Source organism: Solidesulfovibrio alcoholivorans DSM 5433 (genome assembly GCF_000702665.1).
Taxonomy (GTDB): Bacteria; Desulfobacterota; Desulfovibrionia; order Desulfovibrionales; family Desulfovibrionaceae; genus Solidesulfovibrio; species Solidesulfovibrio alcoholivorans.
Genome location: NZ_JNJA01000014.1, coordinates 1 through 16,197 on the forward strand (window position 1 = coordinate 1; position 16,197 = coordinate 16,197).

General features: G+C 65.2%; 19 protein-coding genes and 1 other RNA gene. All 20 read right to left on the reverse strand.

Features of this window, described 5'->3' with window-relative positions:
• Window positions 1–302: 302 nt before the first annotated feature.
• The 20 genes from tyrS to rodA all read right to left on the reverse strand — a co-directional run bounded on the left by tyrS (window position 303) and on the right by rodA (window position 16,193).
• Window positions 303–1,577, reverse strand: coding sequence for a tyrosine--tRNA ligase (gene tyrS, locus Q368_RS0118165; protein ID WP_029460469.1), 1,275 nt, complete (start codon window positions 1,575–1,577; stop codon window positions 303–305).
• Window positions 1,578–1,633: 56 nt separating this feature from the next.
• Window positions 1,634–1,999: an SPOR domain-containing protein gene (locus Q368_RS0118170; protein ID WP_029460470.1), complete on the reverse strand. Its 366-nt coding sequence runs from the start codon at window positions 1,997–1,999 to the stop codon at window positions 1,634–1,636.
• A gap of 10 nt (window positions 2,000–2,009) precedes the next feature.
• Complete coding sequence (locus tag Q368_RS0118175; RefSeq protein WP_029460471.1) at window positions 2,010–2,483, reverse strand: hypothetical protein; 474 nt, start codon at window positions 2,481–2,483, stop codon at window positions 2,010–2,012.
• Window positions 2,480–3,289: a TIGR00282 family metallophosphoesterase gene (locus Q368_RS0118180; protein WP_052360283.1), complete on the reverse strand. Its 810-nt coding sequence runs from the start codon at window positions 3,287–3,289 to the stop codon at window positions 2,480–2,482. The genes Q368_RS0118175 and Q368_RS0118180 overlap by 4 nt, the downstream gene beginning before the upstream one ends.
• 27 nt (window positions 3,290–3,316) lie before the next feature.
• On the reverse strand, window positions 3,317–4,045 hold the full coding sequence (locus Q368_RS0118185) for a DnaJ domain-containing protein (RefSeq protein WP_029460473.1): 729 nt from the start codon (window positions 4,043–4,045) through the stop codon (window positions 3,317–3,319).
• A gap of 66 nt (window positions 4,046–4,111) precedes the next feature.
• Window positions 4,112–5,671, reverse strand: coding sequence for a ribonuclease Y (gene rny / locus Q368_RS0118190; protein WP_029460474.1), 1,560 nt, complete (start codon window positions 5,669–5,671; stop codon window positions 4,112–4,114).
• Between the two features lie 166 nt (window positions 5,672–5,837).
• A non-coding RNA gene (ssrS, locus tag Q368_RS24910) (6S RNA) lies at window positions 5,838–6,019 on the reverse strand.
• Between the two features lie 30 nt (window positions 6,020–6,049).
• The gene (locus Q368_RS0118195; RefSeq protein ID WP_029460475.1) at window positions 6,050–6,304 is read right to left on the reverse strand and encodes a cell division protein ZapA; all 255 of its coding nucleotides are present in this window, start codon (window positions 6,302–6,304) and stop codon (window positions 6,050–6,052) included.
• A gap of 45 nt (window positions 6,305–6,349) precedes the next feature.
• Window positions 6,350–6,529, reverse strand: coding sequence for a cell division protein ZapB (gene zapB / locus Q368_RS0118200; protein ID WP_029460476.1), 180 nt, complete (start codon window positions 6,527–6,529; stop codon window positions 6,350–6,352).
• Between the two features lie 43 nt (window positions 6,530–6,572).
• Entirely contained in the window at window positions 6,573–7,934 is a 1,362-nt protein-coding gene (glmU, locus tag Q368_RS0118205) for a bifunctional UDP-N-acetylglucosamine diphosphorylase/glucosamine-1-phosphate N-acetyltransferase GlmU (protein WP_029460477.1), read from the reverse strand.
• Window positions 7,935–7,981: 47 nt separating this feature from the next.
• A complete protein-coding gene (locus tag Q368_RS0118210; protein WP_029460478.1) occupies window positions 7,982–8,428 on the reverse strand; it encodes a F0F1 ATP synthase subunit epsilon in 447 nt (148 codons plus the stop codon).
• A gap of 133 nt (window positions 8,429–8,561) precedes the next feature.
• Entirely contained in the window at window positions 8,562–8,987 is a 426-nt protein-coding gene (locus Q368_RS0118215; RefSeq protein ID WP_029460479.1) for a F0F1 ATP synthase subunit epsilon, read from the reverse strand.
• Window positions 8,988–8,992: 5 nt separating this feature from the next.
• A complete protein-coding gene (gene atpD, locus Q368_RS0118220; RefSeq protein ID WP_029460480.1) occupies window positions 8,993–10,405 on the reverse strand; it encodes a F0F1 ATP synthase subunit beta in 1,413 nt (470 codons plus the stop codon).
• Between the two features lie 18 nt (window positions 10,406–10,423).
• Window positions 10,424–11,308, reverse strand: coding sequence for a F0F1 ATP synthase subunit gamma (locus tag Q368_RS0118225; protein WP_029460481.1), 885 nt, complete (start codon window positions 11,306–11,308; stop codon window positions 10,424–10,426).
• A 63-nt stretch (window positions 11,309–11,371) separates the two neighbouring features.
• Window positions 11,372–12,880 (reverse strand): F0F1 ATP synthase subunit alpha, encoded by a 1,509-nt coding sequence (gene atpA / locus Q368_RS0118230; protein ID WP_029460482.1) that lies wholly within the window; start codon window positions 12,878–12,880, stop codon window positions 11,372–11,374.
• Between the two features lie 4 nt (window positions 12,881–12,884).
• On the reverse strand, window positions 12,885–13,436 hold the full coding sequence (atpH, locus tag Q368_RS0118235; RefSeq protein ID WP_029460483.1) for an ATP synthase F1 subunit delta: 552 nt from the start codon (window positions 13,434–13,436) through the stop codon (window positions 12,885–12,887).
• Entirely contained in the window at window positions 13,433–14,017 is a 585-nt protein-coding gene (locus Q368_RS0118240) for a F0F1 ATP synthase subunit B (protein ID WP_029460484.1), read from the reverse strand. The genes atpH and Q368_RS0118240 overlap by 4 nt, the downstream gene beginning before the upstream one ends.
• A 46-nt stretch (window positions 14,018–14,063) precedes the next feature.
• The gene (locus tag Q368_RS0118245) at window positions 14,064–14,483 is read right to left on the reverse strand and encodes a F0F1 ATP synthase subunit B family protein (RefSeq protein WP_029460485.1); all 420 of its coding nucleotides are present in this window, start codon (window positions 14,481–14,483) and stop codon (window positions 14,064–14,066) included.
• Between the two features lie 142 nt (window positions 14,484–14,625).
• Window positions 14,626–15,018, reverse strand: a complete 393-nt coding sequence (locus Q368_RS0118250; RefSeq protein ID WP_052360284.1) for a bactofilin family protein — start codon at window positions 15,016–15,018, stop codon at window positions 14,626–14,628.
• A 62-nt stretch (window positions 15,019–15,080) separates the two neighbouring features.
• Entirely contained in the window at window positions 15,081–16,193 is a 1,113-nt protein-coding gene (gene rodA, locus Q368_RS0118255) for a rod shape-determining protein RodA (protein ID WP_029460487.1), read from the reverse strand.
• Between the last annotated feature and the right edge of the window lie 4 nt (window positions 16,194–16,197).

The window sequence follows — 16,197 nt, forward strand, 5'->3', positions numbered from 1 at the left end:
CTCTCCCCCCAGACCCCCCTCACCTTCCCCAAAAACTTTCAAAGGGGGGGATAAAGAGTCCTTTCGAAAAATTCTTCCTTCGCCGAAGGCGACGGGCCTGCGGTGCCGGAATCGGGCCGGCGAGCCAGGAGCGTAGCGACGGCATCGCCGGCCCGATTCCGGCACCGCCGACGCACTCCCGCGAACCACCACGCCTCCACCCGCTTCCCCAATTCCCCGTCCAGGGGGCCCGGGGGGGATGATCCCCCCCGGCCGCCGGAGGCATCTTCCCTCTTCTCTTGATTTTCTCTCCCCTACTCGCCCTACCCCAGCGTCACGACGCCGTAGTGCTTCTTGCCCTTGCGCAGGATGAGCAGATCGCCGCCGAGGAAGTCTTCGGGAGCGAGCGCCCGGTCTTCGGCGGTGACGCGCACGTTGTTGATGGAGATGGCGCCGGCCTTGATGTCCTTGCGCGCCTGGGAGTTGGAGGGGCAAAGGCCCATGTCGGCCAGGAGCCTGGGCAGGGGCGGCATGTCGGCCAGGGATTCGAAGGAGAGGCCCGGGGCGGCTTCCAGGGCGGCCTTGAGAGTCTTGGGATCGACGGAGGCCAGGTCGCCGCCGCCGAAGAGCGCTCCGGTGACGGCCTCGACCTTGGCCAGTTCGGCTTCGCCGTGGATCATGGCCGTGGTTTCGCGGGCGAGGCGTTTCTGGGCGGCGCGCAGGTGCGGCGCGGCCTCGGTCTGGGCAGCCAGGGCGTCGATCTCCTCCCGGGTCAGGAAGGTGAAGTAGCGCAGGTAGTTGACGACATCGCGGTCGTCGGCGTTGATCCAGTACTGGTAGAAGGCGTAGGGCGAGGTGAGCTCGGGGTTCAGGTAGATGGCCCCTTTCTCGCTTTTGCCGAATTTCGCGCCGGTCGCCGTGGTGATGAGCGGGAATGTCAGCGCGTAGGCCTGGTTGCCGGACTTGCGGCGGATGAGTTCGAGGCCGGCGGTGATATTGCCGAACTGGTCGCCGCCGCCGATCTGCAAGGTGCAGCCGAGGGTGCGGTTCAGGTGCTCATAATCCATGGACTGGAGGATCATGTAGCTGAATTCGGTGTAGGAAATGCCGGTTTCCTCGCGGCCGATGCGCGATTTCACGGAATCCTTGGCCATCATGTAGTTGATGGTGAAGTGCTTGCCGATGTCGCGCAGGAATTCGATGACGGAAAGCGGCCGTGTCCAGTCGAGGTTGTTGACGGGCGTGACCTCGCCCGCGACGCCGAGGTTCTCGAAGAAGGCCATGGCCTGGGCGCGGATCTTGGCGGCCGAGGCGGCGACGAGGTCGGCGGTCTTGAGCTGGCGCTCCTTGTCCTTGCCGCTGGGGTCGCCGATGAGGCCCGTGGCCCCGCCGAGGAGGAACAGCGGCTTGTGCCCGGCCTTGGCGAAGCGGGCCAGGGCGAGCAGCGGCACGAGATTGCCGATGTGCAGGCTGTCGGCCGTGGGGTCGAAGCCGCAGTAGAGCACGCGGCCGGGCGTCTCGAGGTGTTCGCGCAATCCGGCCTCGTCGGAAGTCTGGTGCACGAGGCCGCGCCAGGAGAGTTCGTCGTAAATATTCAAGGCGAATCCTTTTGCCGCAGGGGCGGTTGTACGGAGACGACGGGGACGGCGGCCGGTCAGATGTCCTTGGCGGGCACGGCCTGAACGGCCTTGGCCGGCGCGGCCTTGTCGGACTTGGGACCGCGCAGGTAGGGCTTGACGCCGCTGATGCGTTCGAGCCGCGTCAGGGTGTCCGGCGCGTGGTCGTACACGTCCACAAGCACGTTCAGGTAGAACTGGCCGTTTTTGATCTCGGTCTCGATACGGCTGTCGAAGCCATTTTTCTGCAATTTGCCTTTGAGCTCTTCGGCATTCTGGTATTTGCTGAACGAGCCCACCTGGTAGGTGTCGTGGGGGCGCTGCCAGTCGTAGACCGTTTCGTCGGCGCAACCGGCCAGACTCAGGGCGGCAAGGATCACGGCAAGCGCGAGCAGACGTCGCATGGAGACTCCCTTAAGGTTTGCCGGAACGACGCTGCTTGTCGTTGTATTCGATGATTTCGGTGCGGCCGTTCTGCTTTTCGGTGACGAGCAGCAGCTTGTCGCCGTCCACATTGATGTTGACCAGGCGCGAGCACTTGTTGATGCCCGGCACGACGGCGAAGTTCTTGTCCGCGCCCACGGTCACCAGGTCGTAGGTGATGGGGCATTCGGCGTTGCCCACGCCGTGGCGCAAAAGCAGCGCGTCGAAGCCGTCGCTCGGTTCGCCCACGCTCATGTAGGACTGGGCTGTGAGCGCCGCGCCGGGGGCCTGGTGGATGGGCCGGCCGTTCAAGGTAATGGAGGAGGACCCGCCGTCGCGGATGACCTCCAAGGGCCCGGCCACGGTCATGTAGATGGCCATGCGTTCGGGCGCGGCCCAGGCGGCAACAGCGACGAGGCTCAGGCAGACGGCGGCGACGAGGGTCGCGGCGCGGCGCAAGTTCATGGCGATTCCTCCGTTTGCCGGCGGCCGTTTTCCGGATGCCGCCAAGCAGCGATAGTTACGACCTTGCCCGTGGCCGCGTCAACATCCAGCAGCGCGCCCTCGAAGCGCGGCGCGGCGCGCGATACCGTAAAGCGCGCGGGCAGGCCCGTCAGGTAGCGGGCGATGACCTCCTCGGGGTCCATGCCGAGGGCCGAATCCGCCGGACCGGTCATGCCGCAGTCGGAGAGAAGCGCCGTGCCCCGGGGCAAAAGCTGGGCATCCGCGGTCTGGACATGGGTGTGGGTGCCGAGCACGGCGCTCACCCGGCCGTCCAGGTAGTAGGCCAGGGCCTTTTTCTCGGAAGTGGCCTCGGCGTGAAAATCCACGAGGCGCACGCGCACGTCGGCCGGCAGTTCGGCCAGGATGGCGTCCGCGGCGCGAAACGGGCAGTCCACGGCCTGCATGAAGACCCGGCCGAGCAGATTTATGACCGCGTACGGCGGCTTGTCCTTGGGGCGGTAGACCTGCCAGCCGCGCCCCGGCGCGCCCGGGGGATAGTTGGCCGGGCGCAGCATGCGCTCCTCGGTTTCCAGGAAGGCCGCAACGTCCTTGTGGCGAAAGGAGTGGTTGCCTCCGGTGAGGACATCGATGCCGGCGTCCAGCAACTGGCGCGCCGCCTTGGCCGTGACGCCGATGCCGCCCGAGGCGTTTTCGCCGTTGGCGACGACGAGGTCGCAGTCGCAGTCCCGGCGCACCTGGCGCAGGCGCTCGAAAACGATGCCCCGGCCCGGCCGGCCCACGATATCGCCGAGAAACAAAATCCGCATGGCGCGTGTGTCCCTTCTTTCCGTACCTCAATCCCGCCCGGCCCGGTTAAGGACCCTGGCCGCGAGCAGCAGGTCGCCGGATGGCGCGCCGCCCCGGCCCGGCTCCCCCGCGCCCGGGACCACGAGGGTGTCGCCCGTGGCCGTGCCGGCGGGCACGTGGACCACCACGACGCCCGGACCGAACGCCCTGCCACTCCCCCGGCAACTGGTGCAGGGTGTGCGGTCGAGCCCCTTGCCGGCGCAGGCCGGACAGGTGCGCAGGAGTGTCACCGGACCGGAGGGCTCGGCGATGCTCCCCCGGCCGCCGCAAACCCAGCAGACGGCCAGTCGCACGCCCGTGCCGGCGCAGGCCGGGCAGGTCAAGGCCGACGCGGCGCCGATATACAAGCGGCCGCCATCGTCGGCCACGTTTGCCGGAATGTCGAGGGTCCAGCGCACGTCGGCCCCGCGCCGGGGCAACGACGGCGCGACCACGAAAAAGCCGTCATCGACAGGGGGGGGCGCTCCGTCTTGCGCCGCTTCGAAGCGCACGACCGGGGCAGGCAGGCCACGCTCCATGTCGTAGGCGGCCCGGCGCAACGGATCGGCGAGCATGGCGTAGGCTTGCCCCAGGGCAAGGAAGCGTTCCACGGCCCGGGGATCGTCCGGGTGGACGTCGGGATGGCAGGCAAGCGCCCTGGCCCGGTAGGCCCGGCGAATGGTGGCGGCGTCGGCGTCGGCCGCTACGCCGAGCAGCGCATACGGGTCGTCCGGCACCCCATCCCCTTGCACCGACCCGGGAGACGCGGCCGCGCCCCCCGGGGATTGCGGCCTGCGGCCGGGTTATTTTGCGAATCCCACCGCGCGTTTCTCGCGGATGACCGTGACCCGGATCTGGCCGGGATAGGTCAGGTTGTCCTCGATGCGCTTGGCGATATCCTTGCAGAGCAGGAACGTCTTGTCGTCGTCCACGTTCTCGGAATCGACGACCACGCGGATCTCGCGGCCGGCCTGGATGGCGTAGGCCTTGGCCACGCCGTTGAAGTCCATGGCCAGGTTCTCGAGTTCCTCCAGGCGCTTGACGTAGCTTTCGAGCAGTTCCTTGCGCGCGCCCGGACGCGCGCCGGAGAGGCTGTCCGCGGCCTGGACCAGGGTCGCCAGCACGGACTTGGGCGGCACGTCCTCGTGGTGGGCCTGGATGGCGTGCAGGATGTCGGCGGGTTCGCCGTACTTCTTGGCGAGGTCCGCGCCGATCATGGCGTGGGGGCCTTCGATCTCGTGGTCCACGGCCTTGCCGATGTCGTGGAGCAGGCCGGCGCGCTTGGCGCGTTTGACGTCGAGACCGAGCTCGGCGGCCATGATGCCGGCGAGAGTGGCCACCTCGAGGGAGTGCTGGAGCACGTTTTGCGAATAGCTGGTGCGGTACTGGAGCTGGCCGAGCAGACGCACGAGTTCGGGATGGATGCCGTGGACGCCGCTGTCGAAGGTGGCCTGTTCGCCGATCTCGCGAATCTTGATGTCGAGCTCCTGCTCGCACTTTTTCACGATGTCCTCGATGCGCGCGGGATGGATGCGGCCGTCGGTGATGAGGCGTTCGAGCGCCATTTTGGCGATCTGGCGCTTGAGCGGCGAAAAGGCCGAAAGAATGACGGTCTCGGGGGTGTCGTCGATGATGAGGTCCACGCCCGTGGCGGCTTCCAGGGCGCGGATGTTGCGGCCTTCGCGGCCGATGATGCGGCCCTTCATTTCCTCGGAGGGCAGGGTCACGGCGGTGACGGTCTGCTCGGCCACGAAATCGCCGGCATAGCGCTGGATGGCCAGGGCGAGGATCTTCTTGCCGCTCTTGTCCGCGGTCTCCTTGGCTTCCATTTCGATCTGGCGGATCATGCGCGCGGCGTCGTGGCGGGTCTTGGACTCGATCTCGGCCATGAGGCGTTTTTTGGCCTCTTCCATGGTGAGGCCGGAAATTTCCTGCAGGCGCTTGTCGTGTTCCTCGGCCAGGCGGCCGAGTTCCTCGTTTTTCTCGTCGAGTTCGCGCTCCTTGCCGGTGAGGCGTTTTTCCACGGCGAGCAGCTCGGTTTCCTTCTGGACGATCTGTTCCTGCTTTTCCTCCAGGCGTTCGCGGCGGCGCAGCACCTGCTCCTCTTTTTCCTCCACGGAGGCGATCTTGTCGCGGAACTCCTTTTCCAGGTCCTGCTTCTGGCGGAACAGTTCGTCCTGGGCGGCGAGCACGACTTCCTTCTTGTGGGCGGAAGCCTCCTTGCGCGCCTCGTCGAGGATGCGGTCGGCGAGCGTTTTGGCCTCATTGAGGGTTTTCTGGGAAATCCACTTGTCGAGGTAGTAGCCGGCGGGGAGGCCGAGGCCCACGCCGAATATGCCCATGAATATGGTCGAGAATTCCATAGGTTCTCCCGAAGCGGGGAGAGGAAAGGGCACGCATGAAAAGAGTCGGATCCCGGGGGAATCCTGAGAGCAGGCCTTTGGTGGCCGCACGGGGAGTGGCGCGCTTCCAGGTGCCGCGTCCGCCGGCCGCCGCAAAGGCCGGGGTGCGGGGGTTCCTGGTTTATATAAAAGCCCCGGAGCGCCGTGTCGTTAATTCTTTTGAACCTTGGCAACCAAGGTGGACGCCCCTGTTTGACCTTCAGGCCACCCGGACGAAGCCGGGCACGCTCACCGGCCACGCGTCGCGGCATCCTATTTTTGAGTATCGGCTCAAAAATAAATTAACGATCACGCACACCCCAGGGAACTTTTCCCTGTAGCGCCGCCGTCCGGCGGCGTTCAATCTATCTTTGTCAGCAGCCTGGAGACCCGGGATTCCAGGTCGCCGAGCTGCCGGTGCGACATGAGCACATCGTCGGCCAGACCCAATGCGACAAAGGCCAGCAATTTCTCCTTGCCGAGAGCTTTCCCGCCCGCCTTCAACATGTTGTATCGTTGTTCCACCAATTCCTTGGCGGAATCGACGCGCTCCTGCGGCGCGTCCGTCTTAAACGACAAATCTAGGCCCAAAATGGACAAATTGTAGCTGGGCATCGACGTACCGGGAAGACCCACCCGACCGGCCTGCCGGCCTGGCGCTTACGAATCGAGTTCCGTCTGGAGCTTTTCCAGGAGGCTGTCGATCCTTTGAGCCACGGCTTTTTTCTCTTCGGCAAGCCGCGACGCCTCGGCTCGAAGCGCGGCGTTTTCCTCTTCCAGGGCCTTTTTACGGGCCAGAAGCTGTTCCACCCGATCTTCAAGCGTATCGAAAATGTCCATGTCCCTTCCTACAACGCAATGTCCCGAAAAGCAAGCAGCGGCCTCAATTGCGGGGTTTCGTCACCTGCCTGCCGCGCCCCAGGGCCAGCGCGCCTTCCGGCACATCGGAGGTAATCACGGAACCGGCCCCGACAAGGGCCCGGGCGCCAATGGTCACCGGCGCGACCAGGGCGCTGTTGGAACCGATGAACGCCCCCTCCCCGATGACCGTCTTGTGCTTGTGCGCGCCGTCGTAGTTGCAGGTGATGGTGCCGGCCCCGATGTTGCTTCCCGCGCCCACCTCGGCGTCGCCGAGGTAGGTCAGGTGGCTGGCCTTGGCGCCCTTGCCCAGGGTGGACTTTTTCATTTCCACGAAATTACCGACGCGCGCATCCTCTTCGAGCACCGCTCCCGGCCGCAGCCGGGCGTAGGGGCCGACCTGCGCGCCGCGCGCCACGCGGGCGTTTTCCAGGTGACAAAACGATTGCACGGTGACGTTTTCGCCGATTGCGGCGTCGATGAGGACATTGTGTGACCGCAAGATCGCGCCGGCGGCCACGGTCGTCGCGCCGTAGAGCTCGAGCGGCCCGCACAGTTCCACCCCGGGCGCGACGGAGGCTCGCGGCCCCACGCGCACGCTGTCCGCCGCGCGCACGAGGACGCCCGCGTCCAGCAGCCCGGCCACGATGCGCCTGCGCAGGCACTCTTCGGCCGCGACGAGCTCCGCCGGGCTGTTGATGCCGAGGTAGGCTGGATCGTCGCCCCGGTTGACGGCCAGCACCTTGCCGCCGGCGGCCTGGGCCAGGCCCACGAGGTCGGTGATGTAGTATTCGCCGCTTTTGTTGTCATTACCGAGTTGCGACAGCAGCGGCGCGATGGCGGCAAGGCGCAGCAGATAGACGCCGGCGTTGATCTCGCCGGTCGCCGGCCCGTCGCGGGAAGCGTCGTAGTCCTTGGCCTCGACGATGCGCACGGTTTCGCCCTGGCGCACGACACGGCCGTAGGCCCCGGGTTCGGGCAACTCGATGGAGACGAAGGCCACGTCGCTTGCGGCGGCTAGGGCGGCGTCGAGGAATGCGGCCAGGCTTTCCGGCGTGACGAGCGGCGCGTCACCGTTGACCACGAGCACGTATTCGTGGCCTTCCTGCGCAAGACGCGGCATGGCGGCCATGAGCGCATGCCCGGTGCCGCGCTGCTCTGCCTGGAGCACGAAACGCTCGGCGAGCTGCGGAAAAGCCGCCGCGACCATGTCCGCGCGGTGGCCGACCACGGTCAGCACGCGCGCCCCGCAAAGCGCGTGAAGCGCCTGCTGGCCGTACCACAGCATGGGCTCGCCAAGCAGGGTCTTGAGCACCTTGGGCGCGTCGCTCTTCATGCGCGTGCCCTTGCCCGCGGCCAGGATCAATGCGCCGATACGCTCGTACATGTCATTCTCCGAATGCTGTTGAACTGCTCGAAAAGGAGGGGAACCGCCTAGGCATGCCGGGGGAGACGCACCGCGCCCAGGCCCGAGGCGGAAAGTTCGTGCACCTTGATGCGGGTGACGGCCCGCTCGAGGGCGGCCTTGGCCCGGGCGTAGTCGACCTCTTCCTTGTGCATGGCCAGAATCCTGGCCAGAGCGCGCTCGCGGGCCTTGCGGGCGCGGTCCACGTCGATCTCCTCGGGAAGCTCGGCCACCTCGGCCAGGATGAGCACCTTGTCGCGCGTAACGTCGGCGAAGCCGCCGCTGACGAACACCGAGCCGTTTTGTGCCGCGTCTCGGTAGTGCAGGGACCCGATGCGCAGGGCGCTCAGAAACGGAATATGCAGGGGCAGGACCGTGAATTCGCCGACGACGCCAGGGGCGGTCACTGCGACGGCGTCACACTGGAGCACGACCTTGTCCGGCGTCACGATTTCAAGGCGTAGCGTCAGGGGCATAACACACCTTCGGGTGGATTCATTTCCCGCACGCTAACAGGAAAAGGAGGCGGACAAAAGACGGCGCGACCCCGAAAAAAACGGGCGGATCCGAAGATCCGCCCGTTGTCGACGCGTATTTTGCCCGATGCGGCTAGTGGGCGGTGGAGGCGATCGTGCCGGCGGTTTCCCGCACTTTCATGCGGTAGAACGCGCGCTGCATGGCGGCCTGCGCCCGGGCGAAGTCGACCTTCTCCTTCTCGCGTTCCAGGCGCTGCTTGGCGCGATCCTGGGCTCTGCGGGCGCGTTCGACGTCGATGTCCTCGGGACGCTCGGCCACTTCGGCCAGGACCGTCACCTTGTTGCCGGACACTTCCGCGAACCCGCCGGAGACGAAGACATAGTTCGCCTTGCCGCCGACCTTGTACATCAGGCTGCCGATGCCAAGGGCGGACAGAAACGGGATGTGGTTGGCCATGACGCCGAATTCGCCAAGCAGACCCGGCGCGCCCACGTACTCCACGTCCTGGGACAAGACGAGCTTGTCCGGAGTGACGATTTCAAGGAGAAGTTGGGCCATGGCGTTTATCCTTTGCTGGCTTTTTCAACGGCCTCGTTGATGTCGCCAACCATGTAGAAGGCACCCTCGGGGATCTCATCGTGCTTGCCTTCGATGATTTCCTTGAAGCCCTTGATGGTGTCCTCGAGCTTCACGTAGCGGCCTTCCTTGCCGGTGAACTGCGCGGCGACGAAGAAGGGCTGCGACAGGAAGCGCTGGATCTTGCGGGCCCGGGAGACGGTGAGCTTGTCCTCGTCGGAAAGCTCGTCCATGCCCAGAATCGCGATGATGTCCTGGAGGTCCTTGTACTTCTGCAGGATCTGCTGGACTTCGCGGGCCGTTGCATAGTGGTCGGCGCCAAGGACCAGCGGGTCGAGGATGCGCGACGTGGAGTCGAGCGGGTCCACCGCGGGGTAGATGCCGAGCTCGGCGATCTGGCGCGAAAGGACGAGCGTGCCGTCCAGGTGCGAGAACGTCGTGGCCGGCGCGGGGTCGGTCAAGTCGTCGGCGGGCACGTAAACGGCCTGCACCGAGGTAATGGAGCCCTTCTTCGTGGAGGTGATGCGTTCCTGCAGGGCGCCGAGGTCGGTGCCGAGCGTCGGCTGGTAGCCGACCGCGGAAGGCATGCGGCCGAGAAGCGCGGACACCTCGGAACCGGCCTGGGTGAACCGGAAGATGTTGTCAATGAACAGCAGCACGTCCTGGCCTTCCTCGTCGCGGAAGTATTCCGCGCAGGTCAGGCCGGTCAGGGCGACGCGGGCACGGGCTCCGGGAGGCTCGTTCATCTGGCCGTAAACAAGGCAGGCCTTGCCCAGGATGTCGGCTTCCTTGAACTCGTTGTAGAGGTCGTTGCCCTCACGGGTGCGCTCGCCGACGCCCGCGAAGACCGAGAGGCCGCCGTGGTGCTTGGCGATGTTGTTGATCAGCTCCATGAGAATAACGGTCTTGCCGACGCCGGCACCGCCGAACAGGCCCATCTTGCCGCCCTTGGGGAAGGGAATCAGCAAATCGACGACCTTGATGCCGGTTTCGAGCAGCTCGATGCTCGTGGACTGGTCGACGAAGGACGGGGCCGGGCGGTGAATGGGCAGATAGGTGGTCGTTTCGACCGGGCCCATCTCGTCCACCGGGCGGCCGACGACGTTGAGGATGCGGCCGAGAGCGGCCTTGCCGACGGGCACGCTGATGGCCGCGCCGGTGTCGACGGCGGGCATGCCGCGCACGAGACCGTCGGTGGAGTCCATGGCGATGCAGCGCACGACGTTGTCGCCGAGGTGCTGCGCCACTTCGACCACGAGGTCCTCGGCGTAGGGATTGTTGGTGTTCTTGATTTCGAGGGCGTTCAAAATACTCGGCAGCTTGCCCTCAGGAAACTCGACGTCGAGAACGGCGCCGATGACCTGCACGATTTTACCGACATTACCGCTTGTCGCGCTCATGTTATGGGGCCCCCTTGGTTATCCCTTGAGTGCTTCGGAACCGCCGACGATGTCCATCAGTTCCTTGGTGATGGCCGCCTGCCGGGCCTTGTTGTAGACCAGGGTCAGCGAACTGACGAGGTCGTCGCAGTTCCTGGTGGCATTGTCCATGGACCGCATGCGGGCGGCATGCTCGCTGGCCGAGGTGTCAAGCAGCCCACGGTAGAGCTGGACATTGATGAACCGGGGCAGCAGTTCGGCCAGCAGGCCTTCCACCGACGGTTCATACAGGTACTCGGCCTTGGGTCCGCTCGGCTCCGCCGCCACCTCGCCGGCCTCGGCCGGGGACAGGGGCAAAACCGGCAGCAGGGTGGCTTCCTGCCGGGCAAGGCTCACGAACTTGCCGAAGGCCATGATCACTTCGTCGTAGGTGCCGCCGACGTACCCGCCTATGACATCGCTGCCGATGCGGGTGGCCAGCGAGAAGTCGAACGAACCCATCTCGTTGACGTAGGCGGTCACGATCTCGAACTCGCTGTGGCGGAACACGTCGCGGCCCTTGCGGCCCACGCACAGCACCTTGACGGTTTTGCCTTCGGCGGCTTTGGCCTTGGCCACCTTGAGGGCGGCCGAAGCGATGTTGTGGTTGAAAGCGCCGCACAGGCCGCGGTCGGAGGTGATGACGACCATGAGGACGGTCTTCACTTCCTCGCGGGCTTCCAGCAGCGGATGGACCGAGGGATCGGCCCCCTTGGCCAGTTCGCCGAGCATTTCGTAGAACTTGTCGGCATAGGGGCGAAACCGCTCGATGCGCGCCTGGGCGCTGCGCAGCTTGGCCGAGGCCACCATGTTCATGGCCTTGGTGATCTGCTTGGTCTTTTTGACCGCGGTGATCTTGTTTTTTACGTCTTTGAGCGCAGGCATGGCTCCCCCTTTAGGCCTGTCGTTGCGTTGCGAAAAACGCGCTTGTTTTCGGCAACAGCCCGATTAAGCCTTGAAGCCCTTCTTGAACTCTTCGATGGCCGCGCCGATTTTGGCGATCAGGCCGTCGTCGAGTGCCTTCTTGTCCCGGATTTCAGCCAGGATGTCGCTCTTGGCGTTGTGGAAGTACTCCAGCATGGCTTCCTCGAACTTGCGCACCGACTCGACGGGCACTTCGTCCATGAAGCCGCGGGTGCCGGCGAACAGGGACAGCACCTGCTCCTCAACGGCCATCGGCTTGTACTGGGGCTGCTTGAGCAGCTCGACCATGCGCACGCCGCGGTTGAGCTTGAGCTGCGTGGCCTTGTCCAGGTCGGAACCGAACTGGGCGAAGGCGGCCAGTTCGCGGTACTGGGCGAGATCGAGGCGCAGCGTGCCGGCGACCTGCTTCATGGCCTTGATCTGGGCGGCGCCGCCGACGCGGGAGACGGACAGGCCGACGTTGATGGCCGGGCGGATACCGGCGTTGAACAGGTTCGGCTCGAGGTAGACCTGGCCATCGGTGATGGAGATGACGTTGGTCGGGATGTAGGCCGACACGTCGCCCGCCTGCGTTTCGATGATGGGCAGCGCGGTCAGGGAGCCGGCGCCGAGCTTGTCGGACAGCTTGGCGGCGCGCTCGAGCAGGCGCGAGTGCAGGTAGAAGACGTCGCCCGGGTAAGCCTCACGTCCGGGGGGACGGCGGAGCAGCAGGGACATCTGGCGGTAGGCCACGGCCTGCTTGGAAAGGTCATCGTAAATGATGAGGGCGTGACGGCCGTTGTCGCGGTGGTACTCGGCCATGGTGCAACCGGAGTAGGCGGCGATAAACTGGAGAGAGGCCGGTTCGGACGCGGTGGCCGAAATGATCGTGGTGTAATCCATGGCCCCGTAGCGGCGCAGGGTCTCGGCGACGAGGGCGACGGTGGATTTCTTCTGGCCGATGGCGACGTAGAAGCAGTACACGCCCTGCCCCTTCTGGGCCAGGATGGCGTCGAGGCAGACGGCGGTCTTGCCGGTCTGGCGGTCGCCGATGATCAGCTCGCGCTGCCCGCGGCCGATGGGCGTCATGGCGTCGATGGCCTTGAGGCCCGTGTTCATCGGCTGATGGACCGACTTACGGGCGATGATGCCGGGCGCCTTGATTTCGACCTCGCGGGTCTCCTTGGCGTCGATGGGTCCCAGGCCGTCGATGGGATTGCCCAGGGGGTCGATGACGCGGCCGGATACGGCTTCGCCGACGGGCACCGAGAAGATCTTGCCGGTGCGCTTGACCGGGTCGCCTTCCTTGATGTGGGTGTCCTCACCGAGAAGGGCCACACCGACGTTGTCCTCTTCCAGGTTGAGCACCAGACCCATGACGCCGCCCGGGAATTCCAGCAGCTCCATGGCCATGGCGTTCTGCACGCCATAGACGCGGGCGATCTGGTCGCCGACGGACAGCACCGTGCCGGTCTCGCTCATTTCCACGCGAGACTCGTAGTTTTGGATCTGCTGTTCGATGATCTGGCTGATCTCTTCCGCTTTGATTTGCATGGCCCTACTCACCCCTCTTGATTTGTTCTTTCAATATTTCAAGTTGGGCGCGAAGGCTCGCGTCCAACACCTTGTCGCCGACCTTGAGGAGCACGCCGCCGAGGATGGCGGGATCGACGCCGAAGGACAGCACCAGCTTCTTGCCGGACTGTTTCTCGAGCTTGGCCTTGATCTGGTCCTGACGCTGATCGGACAGCGTGTAGGCGGTGACGAGCTGCCCGCGCAGCACGCCCTCTGCCTCGTCCAGCAGGGTCCGGTAGTAGGCGGACACCTCGAGGACGATCGCCAGACGCTCCTTGTCGGCCAGAAGCGACAGGAAGTTGACCACCATGGGCTTCAGGCCCAGCTTGCCCACCACACCGGCCAGCACCGCCTTCTTGTCTTCGGCGGCAACGACGGGGTTGGCAAAGACCTTCAGCAGGTCCGGGGACGCCTCAAGGACGGAGGCGAACGCCTCCATGTCCTTGCCGTACTCCGCCGGAGCCTTCTTGCCGGCCTTCTTGGCCAGCGCGAAGAGCGCCTTGGCGTAACGGCGCGCGACGATGTTGCCGGTCAATTGAACACCACCTTTGTTAAGTATTCATCCACAAGCTTTTCCTGGTCCTTGGCAGTCAGCTTCTTCTCGAGCATGGCGCTGGCGGCACCGACCACGGCGTCGGCCAGCTCGGCGCGCAGCTTCTGCGCGGCGACGCGGCCTTCGGCCTCGGCGGCGGCGACGGCCTGCTCGCGGATCTGCACGGCCTTGGCTTCGGCGGCGGCGATGATGGAGTCGCGAAGGGCCTCGCCCTGCCGGCGATACTCTTCCTCGATCTTCGCCTTCTCCTCGGCCAGGTTGCTGATGGAAGCCTCGATGTCGGCCAGGCGCTTGGCAGCGTCGGCCTTGCGGACGTCAAGGTCGGACAGCTGGTTCTCGATGCCCTGGCTGCGCCCGCGGAAGAAGCCCACGATCTTCTTGCCCGCCAGCTTGGCGATGACGCCGAACACCAGCACGAAGTTGATCACCCGAAACAGGAAGTCCTTCCAGTTGAGCCCGTGATGTGCCGCTTCCGCGCCGCTCTCGGCGTCCCCCGAGGCGTAGGCCACGGCGGCCACGCCGAGGACGAGGGCCACGACGGCGATGAGGTGGAGCCTTTTCAATTGAACCCTCCCTTTCCTTGAGAAATCCACGTAAACCCCCGGAACCCTAGGCCGCCAACACTTTGGCCACAGCCTTGGAAGCCAGACCCGACACTTTGCCCTTGAGCGCCTTTTCCGCGGTCTCCGACTGGGCGGCGATGTCCGCCCGGGCGGCCTGCACCTTGGAGGCCGCTTCGGCGGCCGCGGCGTCCAGAATCGCCTTTTCCTTGGCCTGTCCCTCTTCCTTCATGGCCATGCGCCCGGCCGTGGCGGCCGCGCGCGCGGCGTCAAGGGCCGCTTCGTAGTCCCTGAGCTTGCCATCGGCGGAGGAGGTGAACGATTCGATGCCTTCCAGCTGGGAGGCCATGAATTCGGCCCGTTTCTTGAGCATGCGACGGATGGGCCCGATGAGGATGACGTTGAGCAGGATCAGGATGAGCAGAAAATTGACGACTTGGACGAAAAACGTGGCGTTTAAGTCAATCATCGGCACCCTCCGGGAGGTTGTGAAAATTTTTGCAAAGTCAGCAAGCGGCTGTAGCGAATTTGGCCCGACCTGTCCAGCCCTTTTTGACAAAATTCGCGACGGCCCCCGGCCGCTAAACCCGTATCCTGCAAGCCTTTACGACTTATTCTTCAAGGGGTTGCGGCGTTCCGGCGGGCAGGGACGCCTCCGGCGCGGACGCCGTCCGGCGAGCCGCATCCATGACAACGGCCCCCTCCAGGAAACCGCCTTCCTCCACTTCCAGAACCGGCGTGCGCACCGACCCTGTGAGCCGGCCCGTGCGCGTGACCGTGACCTTGGCCGCGGCGGCGACCTCGGCCGCGACGTCGCCGCCGCAGGACAGACGCCCCACCGCGACGCTGCCCGTGACCCTGGCGCTGCTGCCGACGATGAGCGTGCCGCCGGAGACGATCTCCCCGTCGAACACGCCGTCCAGACGCACCACGCCCTCAAACGCCAGCCGGCCCGTGAAAAACGTCCCGGCGCCCAGAAAGGCGTTGATGTCGTGCTTGCCCACGGAGGTCCTCCGGCAGCCGGCGTGGCGAACCACCCCGTGCGCCGTGCCGGACCCCTCCCGTGCTAGCTTTTCTTGAAAAGAAAACGCCGCATGGAGACGTTGACGACGATGCCCACGAGGGTGAAGTTCACGATGGTGGCGCTTCCCCCGTAACTGATGAACGGCAGGGGGATGCCAACGACCGGCATGATGCCGAGCACCATACCCATGTTGATGAGGATTTGCCAGAAGAAATAGAAAAAGACCCCGGCTGCGAGATAGCTGCCGAAACGGTCTTTCGCGTTCCTGGCCGTCATGTAGAACTGAAGCAAAAACAGGCAGAAAAGCGTGAGCAAGACAATGCCGCCGATAAAACCCCATTCCTCGGCGAAGACGGCCACGGCGAAGTCCGTGTGTTTTTCCGGCAGGTAGCGCAACTGGCTCTGCGTACCTTCCAGAAAGCCCTTGCCCCACATCTGTCCCGAGCCGATGGCGATCTGGGACTGGATGATGTGGTAGCCCGCGCCGAGCGGGTCGCGCTCGGGATCGAACAGCGTCAGGATGCGGCCCTTCTGGTAGGGCTTGAGGAAGAACCAGCCGCAGGGGATGAGGATCGGCCCGGCTATGGCCAGGGTCTTGAACACCGGCCCGGTCAGGCCGCGGTAGAGGATCAGGCCGCACACCAGCAGCAGGACGTTGAGGCCCGTGCCGAGGTCGGGCTCGACGATGATGAGCCCGGCAATCGGCAGCGACGCGGCCAGAATGCCGGCCAGCTCCAGCCAGCCCAGGCGCTCGGAGCGTTTGGAAAGCAGCTTGGCCGCCAGCAGGAGCATGGCAATCTTGGCCAGCTCGCTCGGCTGGAAGGCGTAGCCGCCGATCGGCAGCCAGCGCTTGGCCCCGGACACGGTCTTGCCGAAGATGAGCACCATGGCCAAAAGCACGGCCACGGAGAGGGCCAGGGGCCAGGCGATGGTGCCAAGGTGCCGGTAGTCGAACAGCACCATGCCGACCATGCAGCACAGCCCTCCGAGACCCCAGATAAGCTGCTTGTTGTAGAAGGGCTGGAGCGACAGCTCGTCACCCATGCGGAAACCGCTGGCCGAATAGAGGTTGAGCACACCCACGCCGAAGAGCAGCGCGGTCAGCCCCAGAAGCGGCCAGTTGATGCAAAAGATGAGTCGTCTGTCGAACGGCATGGGT